Raw genomic sequence first — 14,456 nt, forward strand, 5'->3', positions numbered from 1 at the left:
CGCGTGAAGGAAAACGCTCGCGGTGAGTGGCACGCAATACGCAACACACGGTGGGCATTCGAAAATGAGCAGCGACGATGGTCGCGCAATCACGGCGGCGGCGGCTATCCGGCGCGGACCTGAATTTCTTCGCTCCACACCGCTCGTGCCGACACGCCATGCCAGCGTCACGGTTCAAAGCAGCATCCGCAAGCGATGTGCCCACCTCACGATATCGGCAACGTTGTGCGCATCGAGCTTGCGCATCATGTTCAGACGGTGCGTCTCCACCGTCTTCACGCTGATCGACAGGAGTTGGGCGATGTCGCGATTGCGCTGCCCCTCCGCTGCGAGTTTTAGCACCTGCCGTTCGCGCAGTGTCAACAGCCGTTCGGGCAACTCCGCTGCGCCTGGCTTCGACGCCAGCGGCATGCCCGTCGGGTCGTGAACGATGCCGAACACCGCCGGATCGATGAAGCGATCACCCCGCATGACAACGCTCACTGCGTTGATCAACGTCGTCCGCGAACTACTTTTGAGCACGAAAGCGCCCGCGCCAGCTTCCAGCGATTGCCGCGCGCGTTCGCCGTCGTCGCTCGCCGAATGAACGACGATCCGCAGCTCCGGCCAACGCTGAACGCATTGACGGATGACATCCACACCGTCCATACCGGGCAGGCCCAGATCCAGCACGATCAACGCGGGACGATGCACCACGCAGGCGCGGTAAACGTCCAGTCCATTGACGACTCTCGCCAGCACGCACCATCCGAGTTCGTCCTCGATCAGGCGACAAAGCCCGTCGGCCAGCAATTCGTGGTCTTCCACAACGATGACACCGGTACAACCCGTCATTCGCAGCTCCTCGACAGTTAGTCATTAGCATTCATGCGGATTTTTGTTCAATCTCTTTCGACTTCGGGCCAACGGGCACGAATCTTGTGCCTTCGCCTGATCGCCCGCATAGGAAAACGCCGCAAATCTCCAGGTTCGGCGGTGACTTCAGGTCTGCGCCGGATGGCGTGCGTGACACAGCGCTCGATAATGACGGTCCCTGTTCGCAGTGTCGGGCACCCACCCCAACAGACATCTATGCGTTTGCCATTTGCGCTCTCCGCGCTCGACTGGATTGCTCCACGCGACGTTCAAGGCGCGCGCATCGTGCTCGATATCGACGGCCACCCGGGCTGGACCTGCCCGGCAGCCGGCGGCTACTGTGTGGCAACCGCAGTGGATCCCCCGGCACGCCATTCGTTATGCGCTCCCGGTCGTGCGGACGTCGACGACTCGGCACGCTCGCGCTGGCTTGCGCGCAGTTCGCTCGTGCTGGCTGGGCAGTCGGCGTTACGCGACGACAGTCTGTGTGTCGCGAACGACGTCGTCTGGTGGGTCCATCGATTCGATGCGCACGCCTCGCCGGCGCAAGTGGAAGCGCAGCTCCGCCGCCAACTTCTCGCGGGCGAAATGCTTTCTTCTCAAATACGGCGATTGCATGTCGTGCGCCACGGGTGATCATGCGCTGCCGTCTCCTGCGTCGCGCATCGCGACATCTCCTTCGCCTGACCTTGCCGGTCGCCGTGCTGACGATGGCCCCGGCGAGCGCTGCGTTATCGAGCGCATCCGGTTCGACGGGCGACAAGACGAACGACGGAACGTCGCCCGTGTGGCGCGGCGGGCCATTCGCTTTTCAAAGCGCCGGAACGCCGCTTGCGGAGTTGCTACGCGACTTCGGCGCGCATCACGGCATACCGACGGTCGTCAGCGCGCAGGTCGACGACCGCTTCATCGGCACGCTCCCGCCAGGTGCCGCACAGACGACACTCGACACACTGGCTGAACGTTATCGGCTTTCGTGGTACTTCAACGGCCAGACGCTCAACATCTATAAGGCCAGCGAAGCCACGCGCCGTGTGTTGCCGCTGCGTTACGCGTCGCCTCGCGACCTCCTCGCGCATCTGCACGACGCCGGAGTCCTCCACCCGCGACACTGCGTGGCACGGGCGATTCCGGCGACACACGCACTCGAAATCGCGGGCGTTCCGGCATGCGTCGAAACGGTTTCCATGCTGGCCGACTACGTCGAACGAGACGCGCGCGATCAACAGGAGAGCGAGGAGACCATCAAGATATTTCCCCTGAAATTCGCGACGGCGGACGACACAAGGTACTTTTATCGCGGGCAGGAAGTGGTCGTTCCGGGCGTAGTCAGCGTACTTAAGGATCTGATTCAAGGGGCAGGTCCGCTGATCGCCACGTCCTCGACTACGGACGCGACCGGAGCGGCCCCCCGTTCCCGAACGTCGACCGACGTCGGCTTCGCCGCTACATCACAGACCGGGACACCGCGATTTTCCGCCGACCCACGTCGCAATGCCATCATCGTGCGAGAGCGTCGCCGCAACATTCCCATCTACGGCGATCTCATCGCCCAACTCGACGTGCGCCCTCGCCTGATCGACATTTCGGTCGCCATCATCGATGTGAATGCCAGCGATATCGCCGAGCTTGGCGTCGACATCTCCGGCAGCGCTCGGCTCGGCGGCTTCGGTACCGTCTCGCTCAACGGGCCGTCCAGCGACGGCGACGCGGGCACGTTCACCACGCTGGTCGGCGATACCAATAAGTTCATGCTCAATCTGAGCGCGCTTGAGCGAAACTCCAAAGCACGCGTGCTATCGCGGCCATCGATCGTCACTCTGGACAACATGCAGGCGGTACTGGATCGCAGTGTGACCTTCTACACGAAGGTCTCCGGCGAAAAGGTGGCGAAGCTGGAGAGTGTGACGTCGGGGTCGCTTCTGCGCGTCACGCCGCGCCTCGTGCCGAGCGAGCCGACGGGCAGCGCGAGCGACGGAAGTCCCGAACATGCGGGCATCAGCAGTGAGCAGGTAATGCTCACCCTGAACATCGAAGACGGCGGCGAAGTCCGCAGCGACCGCAATTTGCGGAACGAGGTGCCGACCATACGCAATTCGTCGATCTCCACACACGCGACGCTTCAAGCGGGACAGTCGCTACTACTCGGCGGATTCGTGCAAGACGCGCAACACGAACATGAGCGCAAGATCCCGTTGCTCGGCGACCTGCCGCTCATCGGGCGTCTGTTCAGTTCTACGAGCAATCGTAACGACAGTGTCATGCGTTTGTTTCTCATCAAGGCCGAGCCTGCGGCCGTATTGCCGAACGCCTGACGATGCCAACGCTAACGCTCCTCGACGGGCCGCTCGCCGGGCGCCCCATGCCACTTCCGGCCGGACCGCTCACCATCGGAAGTGGCGAGGCCGACATTGCGATGACGCTCGACAACGAAGCGAACGTCACCCTGCATGTCGAGGAAGATCGCGTCAGGTTGGTCTCGCACACTCCCGTCTGGGTCGACGGCATGCCGGTCATGGCGACTGACGACGCGTCCGACACCCGCCCACTTCCCCTGCACACCGTGATCGATCTTGCGGGCCTCGGCGTGTGGCTCAGCGACGACACCGAGCCGTTGCCCACGCCGCTCCCCAAGCGCCCCGCACGTCGTCTCCCTCCGTCCACGACGGCGGATGCCGCAGACGTTCCAGACGTTGCACCGTCAATCGACGCGAACAGACAGCGCCGCTCGCCTGCCGCCTGGCTGGCAATCTCGGGGCTGTCGCTGCTTATTGCTGGCGCGGGTGTCGCTATGTGGCGCACCGGAACCGCCAACGTCATCTCCCGTCCCCCGCAACCCGATGCCCTCCGGGCGCTGGCCACCCGCATCGCGCCCAATATCTCGCTCAATACTGCAGGTGACGCCGTGCGCCTGTCCGGCGGTTGTATCGACGACGACACACGCGCCCGCTTACGCGCCGAGGCGCGTTGGCTCGGCAAAGCGTTGAGCGACGACACCTGGTGCCCCGCGAATGCCGTACAGACGGTGAGCACGCTGCTGCGGTTGCATGGCTTCGGCAATGCACATGTCAACGTGGCCGCGGATGGTGCGCTGGTCGTCGGTGGCCCGCTCGTTGCCGATGCCCGGTGGCGCGCTGCGTCGGATGCGCTCGACACGCTCGCGTTGCCTCATGGATGGCGCGTGGCGAACGGCACCGCCCATGGTTTCGACCAGTTGGTGAAAACACTGCGCGAGTCAGGTCAACTGCGCGGTGTCGACATCTCGCGCGACCGCAACGGGTGGCGGATCACCGGTGCATTGTCTGTCGGACGGCAAGCGTCGCTCAAGGGCCTCGCCAACACGTGGAATCGTTCGGCCGACGCCATGCCGCTACGCATCGATCCGCTGCCGCCACCCATTCCAACGCTGGCCGAGACGGGCTTCTCCGCACCGCTCGTCAGCATTGGCGGTTCGCCAGGTGCACCGCAGCTTACGCTTGCCGACGGCACCCGTCTTGCGCAGGGCGTCCGCCTGCCTGGCGGCACGCGCATCGTTGCCATTCATGCCGACGGCGTGTCGATCGGTGCCTACGACCGCCTCTTTTACCTTCCCCTGACACCCGCTACTCCGGAGACCCACCATGACGATCCGTCTGACCCGCCTTGAAGACGCCCTAGCGGACTCCCCTGGCCCAGTGTCGCGCAACGTCGGGACAGCACTCGTTGCTGCGCGGGCAACGCTCGAAGGATCGCTTCGCATGCCGCTTACCCCTGCACAACACGCACAGACGCAATCGCTGATGCAAGCGGTTCGTTCCGCCGAGGCGATTCTCGAAAGCCTCGCACGTCGCTACAGCACATCGTATGGAAAATTGACCGCCGTCGATAGTGGCCATGGCGATCGGCGCAGTCACAACGCGTAGTCAATGCGATGACGCAGGTCGCGATGCACGATGGCGCGGCAGCAACATGCTCATAAGCGACAACGCGGTTCGCGCCACCAAAGTTATCGTCGACCTAACGTGGGAACCTTTGCCATCGCCCCCCGGTCGTGTGGCACGCATTTTCGATCTTCCGAATGATGTATGACGCCGGCACGGGGCGCGTCATCAATGCCGTTCCACTCTTCACGCTCACTTCCACGCCCATCATGCCCAGTTACGATTTAGCGCAAACTCTCGTCGAAGCCCTGAAGCTGATCGGTTGCGACCCCAGCAAGATCGACGCCGTCGACAACCATTCGCCCATCGAGCTGACGTTCAATGCTTCGCCGAGCATCATTGTGGAAACGCTGGACAATCAGGTGTGCAGCATTCATGCCGTGGTGGCGACAGACGAAGCCGCCCGACTGCATCGGGCCAACAGCGAGCGGTTGCTTCAGTTTCTGATCGAGCCCGCTGAGTGGGCTGTCACCGGGCATGTTCAGTTGCGCGAACGCGATAACCGTCTGATTCTCCACGCGCAAGTCAAAGACGACGCCGCCGCAGAAGCTGAGCCGTTCGCCCAGGCGCTCACCGATTTCTACGACCGCATCAAGCTCTGTCGCGAGCATCTGCGCGCCTGACGGACGACTTCGATACGTCCGACATCCCCGCCTATCACCTTCCATCCCGCTTCGGCGCGTGCCTTATGCGCCGTCGGATGGACCTCCGCTCAAACGTCAGTGGTTCGTCGCATCGGCCTCGTGCGCAATTTCCGTTCGCCAGACACTCAGCGCTTCTTCGAGCGCTTCGCGTTGCGTCTCGTCCCGGAAACATCCGTCGTGCGCCGACTTGATGAGTTCGGAAAGCCCTCGCGCGAAGGCGTACCGGACGTTGACCGTCGTCAGGCCCAGATACGCAGCGCGTTGCGTCAGCCATTCGGCGCCCGCCCAAGGCTGATCGAGTAACGTCAGTGTCTCCGCGATCATGGTGTCGGTCGCAAACGCACGGCTTCCCGCGTCGCGCATCGCGCTCGCCGCGCGTTCGCACATCGATTCCAATGTGAGAAACAGCACTACGCGACGCAGATCGTCCACAACGGCCGACAACCGCTGAGAATCGGCGTCGGCTTTCTGCGCGCCCAACTCCAGACCGAGTGCCTGCATGAGTGCGCGAAGTCGCTCGCGTCGCTTTGAGAAGCGACGGCACTCTTCGAACCATTGTGTGAGCGAGCGTTGCGTTCCATTCGATTGACGAAACAGCGATTTGAGCTGCTGCATCAGCGCCAGGTCAGGCGACTTCCCCTCGCCGCATTCAAGTGCCGCAAAGGCCTCGATGGCCCATGTGTCCGAGGCCGTCAGAGCGTCGAGCGCGCGCCGCAGTCGCGTGCGCGTTTGCGCATCGAGTCCGTTCTCGGCCAACCACGCAGCGACAACCAGTGCAGCGTGCCCGCCCGACAACTGCGCCTGCCGGATCAGTTGATGAGGATCGGGGACATACGGCAAATCGCGCAATTGGCCGCGCAATCGTTCGAACTGCGCACCGTTCACGCGAGCGAATCTTTGCATCTGCTGCTCGAACAACGCGCGCGCGCGTTGCTTGTCGTCGCGGACGTCTCGCTCGCCCGTGCGCCGAAAACGAACGCCCAGCGCGAAGCTCAGATTTTCCTGCGACTCCGAGAATGCGGCCTCCTCGTTCTGCGCGATGGTCGCTTCGATCAACGCCACATGACCCGGCACGTCCGCCAGTGTTGTGCGAGACGACAGACTGTCGGCTTCGAGCGCCTGCCATTCGCCCGTCGATATGCGCTCGAGCGCCTTGTTTTCCTGCGGCGTCCGAACGCTCGGATTGGCAGACGTGGGGAGACGCTCAACCATAAGCGACCTCCAGATTCGGCACCGCGCGCAAACGTTTGATGACCGCCGCCAGATCCGCATCGAGATCCAGACACACGGTGACCCACTCGCTTTCGATGCGCGCCTGACGGCCGGAAAGCGACGCATCCGGTGTGCACGCGAGCACGATGTCGGCATCGCGCAATGCGCCCGCGACAGCGGCGAGATGTGCCGTCGGCACACGCAGGACGAGGACGCCTTCACGCACGAGGTCGGGCAGCGTTTGCCCAACACGATGCGCAAAGCGCTCACCGACGTCGAGTTTGCCGACGAAATTGGACAGCGCGCCCGTCATCGCATCGGCAACCCTGCGCTCCAGCGAACGAACGATCTCGCGCTCCATCGACGCCTCGTCGACAAGCCAATCCACGGTCTGCGCGACGGCCGCTTGCCGCGCGGCTTCCGCCTGCGTCTCCGCCTCCTGCCTGGCTCGCGTCTGCGCCGCCTCCTCCCATGCATTGCGCTGCACTTCCGCGTCGTTTCGCGCCAGCTCGCGCTCCACTTGCGCAGCGTCGCGCTCGGCACGTGCCTCGTTCATCCAACGTGCCCGCTGACTGGCGTCGTCACGCAGTCTAACGATGACCTCGGCGGAAATCACCGGCCCCGCCGGAGCGGGGCCGTCAATCGTTTCGATGGGGGTCAATGCGTAGTCGATGACATACATAGCATTTTCTCCAGCGCCGCGAGTCGCGGCCAGATATCGTCCATGACCGGATCGCCGTCCACCGCCGCCGCTGTCATCCCCGGCGGTGGGAGCAAGATCCGCGCAGCCATGTGGACGGTGGCGACGTCGTCGATCATTGCGAAGGGATCGTCCGACGCGCCCGAAGTGCCCGGCGATGTGCGAGCGGCGCAGACAGCGTCAAGCTGCTTACCGGTCGTCGCCATCGCCACCGTCGCAAGCTCGTCCGCCTCAAACGCACAGTGCGACGGCCAGTCGTGCCGCGTCAGCAGCAGACGGTCACATTGCCACGCATCCAACCACGGAGAGAGCGCGCGACGAAATGTGCCGAGCAGCAGATAGTCGGGACAGCCCAGCACGCGCAAACCGTGGGCCAGCGCGACGCGGCGCAGATTCGGTATCAGATGCACCATGACCAGTGCAGCCTCGTTCCGAGGAAGCGTGCAGTCCGCTCGCCCGGCCACCGGCCATCCGCGTCGTTCGACCAATAGCCTGTCGACAGGTGGACGACACACCGCATGTCTGAGGTAAGAGGTACGCCACCCCGACATCCCGAACGCGCTCCACCATCCGGCATCCATATGCAACCCCGGTTGCCAGATCAGACGCGAGAGCCGGGCGCACGCCGTCACGTCGCTCTCGCCACGCGCTGCCGTAACCGGACGACCCATGCGCCCCGTCGACGCCAGGCCATCACCCCAGCCACGGCAAGCACCATCGCTGCCGTCACTAACATTCCCCACCCCAGCCACGGACGCCAGGGCATCTCGCCGCCCCCGTTCGCCGGCACTCCTGCCGCCTCGATGGCCGCCCGAGGCAAACGATAGTCCGCCGGTTGCAGCACGATGCTGATGCGCTCTGGCGATACCCCCGGCACGCTGTCGTGCACCAGGCTGCGAATGTCGGTCATGCGTTGCGTCATGTTGATTTCAGGGCTGTATTTCACGAAGACGGCCACCCCCGGCGGCAAGGTCGCACGTCCGGCCGAGTCCGTCGGCACTTGTGCAATCGACACCTCCGCCACCATCACGCCGTCGAGCGCCGCCAGCATGCGCTCCAGCCGTTGCTCCTTGAGAAAGATGAGTTTCGCCTGCTCCTGCACCGGCGAACTGACGAGTTGCCCCGGCGGAAACACATCCTCGACCGATGCCCGCTTCTGGCGCGGCAACCCATGCTGGCGAAGCACTTCGACGCCACGCACGAAATCGCTGCGTTCGATCCGGACGGTCATGCCCGTGGTGTCCGCGCGCTTGTCAGCCTGAAGTCCGGAGACCAACAGTAGCGCGAGCATCTGATTCGCTTCGGTCTCGCTCAATGCACGATGCAACTCGACTTTGCAGCCGACGAGCATCAGCAAGAGCAAGCCGACGAGCAGGATCCGCCCTGATGCGATGCCCGCAACGATCGGCAAGACGCCTTTCACAACACGACCGCAACGCGTCATTGCATGTGAACCAGCTTGTTGACGCCCTGCGTCATGGCACCGGCGGTTTTCGCGACAAACTCCAGCGCCAGCACCCGCTCGGTCATGTCGAGCTGAGTGGCCAGCAGACGCGCCGGATCGTCCAACGCTTGCTCGTCCAACGTCACGCGTTGCACCAGATATTCGGTGTTGCCCGCCAACTTGTTCGCCGCGCTCAGCAAGTGATGCTCGGGCAACGGCGCTGCGTTCGCCAATGCGAGATTGAATCGCGCTGCGTCGGCCTGCTCTGCGGTCGAGAATGGGACAGGGAATGCGACAGACGGTTTTATCGACCCATCGACGGCCGACGTTTGCGCAACTGCCGCGGAAAGCGCAGGTGATGAGAGTGTCGTCATGGCAAAGGGAGGACTTCGGAAGAAGAAGAAGAAGAAGAAGAAGAAGAAGAAGAAGAAGGAGAAGAGGAAGCCAGAGGAGGAGATGACGTCGATGAGGCCACCGCGTCTAGCCAGTGCTGCAACACGCGCGCAGCGCCCACGCCTGACTCGTCTGTCTTGTCCACCTCGCATCCGGCTGTCAGACGCGCAAGGCAAGCGCGCGCTTGCACCGTGTCGCCCAGCGCGATGAGCAACGCAGCATGCAGACATTGACGCGCCTCAACCTCAGGCACGAGCAACGGTAGCGCACGCAGAATTGTCCGCGCTTCCGTCTCCAGCCCGTGATGCGCTCCGGCCAGCGCGAGTTCGACGATTTGCTGCCGGACCGAAGCGTCCAGCCACACCGCCGCGTCGTCATGGGATTCGGACGATGGCGTCATCATGCGATCTTGGCGATGATGCCCATCAACGTATCCTTGATGAGCTTAATGGCCGCACTGTGCAAGCCGACCGCCGTCGAGAACTGCTGCAAATTGAACTGCGCGTCGAGCATCTTACGGGGATCGTTGAAGTCCGGAGTCTGCACCGATTGGGTTGCCTTGTTCGACATCTCCCGTACGCTCTCCGACATGCTGCGGTGGATTTCCTCGACGTTCATAGCACGCCTGCATCGGTCACTGCGCCGTGTCCCGCGACGAGATCGGCGCGCATGGCAGCGTAGGCATCCGCGCGCGGCATCGCGACACGACGACCACCCCGCTGAGGCGGCGTACCCAGACGAATCTCCGTCGGCGCGCAATCGAAGCGCTTGCGGAACGTATCGGTGAAGTGCGCGTGATTGGTGAAGCCGCACTCCAGCGCAATGTCGAGCACCTTGTGACGCGTGGAAAGGAGCAGGTCGCGCGCGAGTCGCAGTCGGCGTTCGAGCAACCATTGCTTGGCGGGCATGCCGTAAGTCTGCTGAAACAGATACCGGAATTTCCTCAGCGGCATGCCGAACTCCTCGGCCAGACGCCCCACCGGCCAGGGCCGATGGAAATTCGCTTCGACGAAGTCGAACAGCGAGTGACTGCCTGCAATCGTCTGGCGCAACATCGCGGAAAAGTAGCGCTGATCGCGGCACAGACAGTAGACATAAAAGAAGCGCAGCATCGCCATGCGGTCGACGTTTTGCAACGTCATCGCCACATCGACCATGCTGGGTTCGAGGATTAGCGTGCGCGCCGCTTGTCGGTGGAACACGCCGAGCGGGCGGCGGTCGAGCAGATCGACGACGTCCGGATACAGCGCCTGCAAATCGCACGCATGAAAATCGTGAGACACCACTGGCCCTGGGGCATCGATCGTCGCATCCGAACTGGTCGCGGTCATGCTGCCCGCAGGCAACGTGTGCACAAGACCGTTCACAATGAGTTTGACGTCGTGGCGGCTGATCAGAAATCGCACCGTACTCATAGGCTCCTCCTCTGACGACAATCCGTCGGCGGGATGACAAAGTCGAAGGCCACACGATAGGCGAGTACGCGCGCGAGCATCATCCGGTGGAGACCTTAATGTGAGTCGCCACGCCCGGCATTTTTGGCTTTTGGGAAGAAAACTATCGAGAAGCATAAAAAAACCCGACGCCACCACGCGTCGGGTTTGTTTTTCAGCGACCGCTTCGGATCGCTTTAGCGCGATATCGTCAGGCCACCGCCGCCGGCGAGAAACTGTCGGCGCGCGCCATCGGCCAGTACTTCTCGTACAACTGATAGCGGAACTGACCGCGCAATAAATCGCCCGGCTCCAGATACTTCAGCGATTCGGACATGAGACGAATCTCATTGGACGACACACGCTTGACGATGTGATGTGCGCGCAGATCCGACGGATGCGCCAACCCTGCGGCCTGAATCAATTCCTGCAACGCGTGCAACGTCTGCGCGTGGAACTGATGCACACGCTGCGCCTTGTCCGGCACTACGAGCGCCCGTTGACGCAACGTATCCTGCGTGGCCACACCGGTAGGACAGCGGTCCGTGTGGCACTTCTGCGATTGAATGCAGCCGATGGCGAACATAAAGCCGCGCGCCGAATTGCACCAGTCGGCGCCAATGGCGAGCGTGCGTGCAATGTCGAACGCCGTCACGATCTTGCCCGACGCGCCAATGCGGATCTTGTCACGCAACCCCGCGCCCACGAGCGTGTTGTGAACCAGCAGCAACCCTTCCTGCAACGGCGCGCCCACGTGGTCGGTGAACTCCAGCGGTGCAGCACCGGTGCCGCCTTCGGAGCCGTCCACCACGATGAAGTCGGGGAGGATGCCGCTCTCGAGCATCGCCTTCACGATGCCGAAGAATTCCCACGGGTGACCGATGCAAAGCTTGAAACCCGTCGGTTTGCCGCCCGAGAGCGTGCGCAGCCGGTCGACGAATTGCAGCAGCCCCAGCGGCGTCGAAAACTCGCTGTGGCGCGACGGCGAGATGCAGTCCTGCCCCATCGGCACGCCGCGCGTTGCGGAGATCTCCGGTGTGATCTTCGCGGCGGGCAGCACGCCGCCGTGGCCCGGCTTCGCACCTTGCGAGAGCTTCACCTCGATCATCTTCACCTGCGGCGTGGTGGCCTGCGCGGTGAACTTCTCGGCGTTGAACGTGCCGTCGTCGTTGCGGCACCCGAAGTACCCCGACGCCACTTCCCAGATCAGATCGCCGCCCTGTTCGCGATGATGCGGCGAGATCGAACCTTCGCCCGTGTCGTGGATGAAGTTGCCCAGTTTGGCCCCACGATTGAGCGCGCGGATAGCGTTGGCGGACAACGCGCCGAAGCTCATCGCCGAGACGTTGAAGATCGAGGCCGAATACGGCTGCGCGCGATCCGCACCGATGGTGATGCGAAAGTCGTGATTCTTCAGGACGGTCGGCGCCAGCGAGTGGGCAATCCACTCGTAGCCGGTCGCCCTGACGTCCAGCTCCGTGCCGAACGGTCGGCTGTCGACGTCACCCTTGGCGCGCTGATAGACGATGCTGCGCTGAGCGCGCGAGAACGGTGTCTCGGAGGTGTCGTCCTCCACGAAGTACTGACGGATTTCCGGCCGGATGAACTCGAACAGAAACCGGAAATGTCCCCACAGCGGGTAGTTGCGCAGTACGGCGTGACGCTGCTGAACGACGTCCCAGACCCCGAGGACGACCAACGCAGCAAACGGTATGGGCCAGAGCGGATTCCATCCGTCGACGAGCACCAGCACGAGCGTCGCAACGAGCAACGCCACGGCGATCCAGAGAGCCAGAAATCGGCGCGAAAACATGAAACCTCCTAGGCTTTTGCGGGGGGAGCAGCAAGACGGTCGCCGGCACGCTGCCGGGTGTCCCCCCGGCGAGCGCCGGCGGCTTCAATGCGTATTGAGGATGATGTGTTTCGATGCTGCGGACTTGCCGCCTGCGTCAGCCGCCGCGCCCGTTGCTGCGACGGCAGGCGTCGTGGACGCGATGATGCCGCCGCCCAGACACACCTCGCCGTCGTACAGCACGGCGGACTGACCGGGCGTCACGGCCCATTGCGCGTCCGAGAACGACAGCGTGAGCCCACCGGCGTCGGCGCGCACGACTTCGCAGGCGGCGTCTGCCTGACGGTAGCGGGTCTTCGCACCGCAGCGCGTGCCTTCGGCCGGTGCAACGCCTGCGACCCACGAGAGGTCCTCGGCATCGAGCGTGCCCGAGAGCAGCCACGGGTGGTCGTGTCCCTGAACGACATACAGCGTGTTGCTGGCCATGTCCTTACGTGCGACGAACCACGGCTCGCCCGAACCGTCGCGGCTGCCGCCCAGACCGATCCCCTTGCGCTGGCCCAGCGTATAGAACGCCAGCCCCACGTGCTCGCCGACGGTCGTGCCGTCCGGGGTCTTCATCGGCCCCGGCTTGGTCGGCAGATAGCGGTTGAGGAAGTCGCGGAACGGACGCTCCCCGATGAAGCAGATCCCCGTCGAATCCTTCTTCTTCGCGTTCGGCAGGCCGATCTGCGCGGCGATCTCGCGCACCTTCGTCTTCGGCATTTCGCCGAGCGGGAACATCGTGCGCGAGAGCTGCTGCTGGTTCAGACGGTGCAGGAAGTAGCTCTGATCCTTGGTGTGATCGAACGCCTTGAGCAGTTCGAAGCGCCCTTCGCGCTCACGCACGCGGGCGTAGTGGCCGGTGGCGATGGTCTCGCCGCCCAGCGCCACGGCGTGATCAAGGAACGCCTTGAACTTGATCTCGGCGTTGCACAGCACGTCCGGGTTCGGTGTGCGTCCGGCCGAGTATTCGCGCAGGAATTCCGCAAAGACGCGGTCCTTGTACTCCGCAGCGAAGTTCACCGCTTCGACGTCGATGCCGATCAGATCGGCGACCGACACCACGTCGATCCAGTCCTGCCGGGTCGAACAGTATTCGCTGTCGTCATCGTCTTCCCAATTCTTCATGAACAGACCGACGACGTCGTAGCCTTGTTGTTTGAGCAGCCACGCCGTGACCGACGAATCGACGCCGCCCGACATGCCCACTACTACGCGTTTTTGACTCATGTGTTGCCTTGCCCGCCGGTCAGTGCCGGATGGGTCTGAAGTATGCCGAGGTCGTACCGGACGCCTCGCAGGTAATCGTCCATGCACTGCTCGAGGATGGGCGAGCGGTGCCGTGCCCGCTGCGCGCGCACCTCGTCCGGCGTGAGCCAGAGCGTGCCGACGATGCCGTCGTCGAGCGTGCGCGTCGCGTCGAATTCACCCAACGTGCCGCTGAAGGTGAAACGCAGGTAGGCGATGTCGTCGGGTCCCGGCGCGAGATAGATGCCGAGCAGATGCTGCGGCTCGAACGTATGTGCGGTCTCTTCCAGCACCTCACGGCGCACGGCGTCGAGGATCGACTCGCCCGGCTCCAGATGACCGGCCGGTTGGTTAATCAGCAGACCGGCACGCTTTTGCTCTTCGACAAACAGAAAACGGCCGTCTCGTTCGACGACCGCAGCAACCGTCACGTTGGGCTTCCAGCGTGCATTCATGGCACATCCTAGCGGGACGCGGGGACAAGAGACCCCGATAAAAGCGACATTTTACCGTCTGACGGGGTTTGGCGCTGAAGACGGGGCCGTTTCAAGACCGACCGTCCGGTCGGCGAGTCCCGTGCAGATCCCGTCACATTCATTACCGATAGTTAGTATTGATATGCCATTCCATGCAATAGGCGCATTTGTAATCTTCGGGTAAGCTTCGAGCACCAGCAAAGTGCAATGTGCAGTTGCAGTACCGCATCACCGGTTTTTGCAGTAGTTCGAACGCAGTGGTTTGTGCAGGACTAATGTCATCAGCGGCGAAACAGG

17 protein-coding genes are annotated in these 14,456 nt (G+C 63.2%); 5 read left to right on the top strand and 12 right to left on the bottom strand.

The window, feature by feature from the left end:
* Positions 1-174: 174 nt before the first annotated feature.
* Entirely contained in the window at positions 175-834 is a 660-nt protein-coding gene (locus PCO31010_RS25750; RefSeq protein WP_150666760.1) for a two component system response regulator, read from the bottom strand.
* A gap of 237 nt (positions 835-1,071) precedes the next feature.
* On the opposite strand from PCO31010_RS25750, the gene PCO31010_RS25755 reads away from it, so the two are divergent.
* From PCO31010_RS25755 to PCO31010_RS25775, 5 genes are all read left to right on the top strand, one after another.
* A complete protein-coding gene (locus tag PCO31010_RS25755) occupies positions 1,072-1,491 on the top strand; it encodes a hypothetical protein (protein ID WP_150666761.1) in 420 nt (139 codons plus the stop codon).
* Positions 1,492-1,493: 2 nt separating this feature from the next.
* The gene (locus PCO31010_RS25760) at positions 1,494-3,170 is read left to right on the top strand and encodes an EscC/YscC/HrcC family type III secretion system outer membrane ring protein (protein WP_174985199.1); all 1,677 of its coding nucleotides are present in this window, start codon (positions 1,494-1,496) and stop codon (positions 3,168-3,170) included.
* 2 nt (positions 3,171-3,172) lie between these two features.
* The gene (gene sctD / locus PCO31010_RS25765) at positions 3,173-4,501 is read left to right on the top strand and encodes a type III secretion system inner membrane ring subunit SctD (RefSeq protein WP_150666762.1); all 1,329 of its coding nucleotides are present in this window, start codon (positions 3,173-3,175) and stop codon (positions 4,499-4,501) included.
* On the top strand, positions 4,476-4,757 hold the full coding sequence (locus PCO31010_RS27235; protein ID WP_150666763.1) for an EscE/YscE/SsaE family type III secretion system needle protein co-chaperone: 282 nt from the start codon (positions 4,476-4,478) through the stop codon (positions 4,755-4,757). Before sctD ends, PCO31010_RS27235 begins: the two co-directional genes overlap by 26 nt.
* A gap of 155 nt (positions 4,758-4,912) precedes the next feature.
* Positions 4,913-5,398, top strand: a complete 486-nt coding sequence (locus tag PCO31010_RS25775; protein ID WP_150666764.1) for an InvB/SpaK family type III secretion system chaperone — start codon at positions 4,913-4,915, stop codon at positions 5,396-5,398.
* A gap of 96 nt (positions 5,399-5,494) precedes the next feature.
* Here the strand turns inward: PCO31010_RS25775 and PCO31010_RS25780 are convergent, their stop codons facing one another.
* From PCO31010_RS25780 to PCO31010_RS25825, 11 genes are all read right to left on the bottom strand, one after another.
* Positions 5,495-6,631, bottom strand: coding sequence for a TyeA family type III secretion system gatekeeper subunit (locus tag PCO31010_RS25780; protein ID WP_174985206.1), 1,137 nt, complete (start codon positions 6,629-6,631; stop codon positions 5,495-5,497).
* Complete coding sequence (locus PCO31010_RS26750) at positions 6,624-7,313, bottom strand: hypothetical protein (protein WP_174985209.1); 690 nt, start codon at positions 7,311-7,313, stop codon at positions 6,624-6,626. Before PCO31010_RS26750 ends, PCO31010_RS25780 begins: the two co-directional genes overlap by 8 nt.
* Positions 7,289-8,002, bottom strand: coding sequence for a type III secretion system domain-containing protein (locus PCO31010_RS25785; RefSeq protein WP_150666766.1), 714 nt, complete (start codon positions 8,000-8,002; stop codon positions 7,289-7,291). Before PCO31010_RS25785 ends, PCO31010_RS26750 begins: the two co-directional genes overlap by 25 nt.
* Positions 7,960-8,742: a type III secretion system inner membrane ring lipoprotein SctJ gene (gene sctJ / locus PCO31010_RS25790; RefSeq protein WP_246184778.1), complete on the bottom strand. Its 783-nt coding sequence runs from the start codon at positions 8,740-8,742 to the stop codon at positions 7,960-7,962. Before sctJ ends, PCO31010_RS25785 begins: the two co-directional genes overlap by 43 nt.
* A gap of 29 nt (positions 8,743-8,771) precedes the next feature.
* A complete protein-coding gene (gene sctI, locus PCO31010_RS25795) occupies positions 8,772-9,149 on the bottom strand; it encodes a type III secretion system inner rod subunit SctI (RefSeq protein ID WP_150666767.1) in 378 nt (125 codons plus the stop codon).
* Entirely contained in the window at positions 9,146-9,571 is a 426-nt protein-coding gene (locus tag PCO31010_RS26805) for a DUF1039 domain-containing protein (protein WP_217426201.1), read from the bottom strand. The genes sctI and PCO31010_RS26805 overlap by 4 nt, the downstream gene beginning before the upstream one ends.
* Entirely contained in the window at positions 9,568-9,786 is a 219-nt protein-coding gene (gene sctF / locus PCO31010_RS25805) for a type III secretion system needle filament subunit SctF (protein ID WP_150666768.1), read from the bottom strand. Before sctF ends, PCO31010_RS26805 begins: the two co-directional genes overlap by 4 nt.
* On the bottom strand, positions 9,783-10,583 hold the full coding sequence (locus tag PCO31010_RS25810) for a helix-turn-helix transcriptional regulator (protein WP_246179464.1): 801 nt from the start codon (positions 10,581-10,583) through the stop codon (positions 9,783-9,785). The genes sctF and PCO31010_RS25810 overlap by 4 nt, the downstream gene beginning before the upstream one ends.
* Positions 10,584-10,812: 229 nt before the next feature.
* Positions 10,813-12,414, bottom strand: coding sequence for an FMN-binding glutamate synthase family protein (locus PCO31010_RS25815; protein WP_150666769.1), 1,602 nt, complete (start codon positions 12,412-12,414; stop codon positions 10,813-10,815).
* Positions 12,415-12,498: 84 nt separating this feature from the next.
* On the bottom strand, positions 12,499-13,665 hold the full coding sequence (gene mnmA / locus PCO31010_RS25820) for a tRNA 2-thiouridine(34) synthase MnmA (protein ID WP_150666770.1): 1,167 nt from the start codon (positions 13,663-13,665) through the stop codon (positions 12,499-12,501).
* On the bottom strand, positions 13,662-14,138 hold the full coding sequence (locus PCO31010_RS25825) for an NUDIX hydrolase (protein WP_150666771.1): 477 nt from the start codon (positions 14,136-14,138) through the stop codon (positions 13,662-13,664). Before PCO31010_RS25825 ends, mnmA begins: the two co-directional genes overlap by 4 nt.
* Positions 14,139-14,456: the final 318 nt, after the last annotated feature.

Source organism: Pandoraea commovens, from assembly GCF_902459615.1.
Classification (GTDB): domain Bacteria; phylum Pseudomonadota; class Gammaproteobacteria; order Burkholderiales; family Burkholderiaceae; genus Pandoraea; species Pandoraea commovens.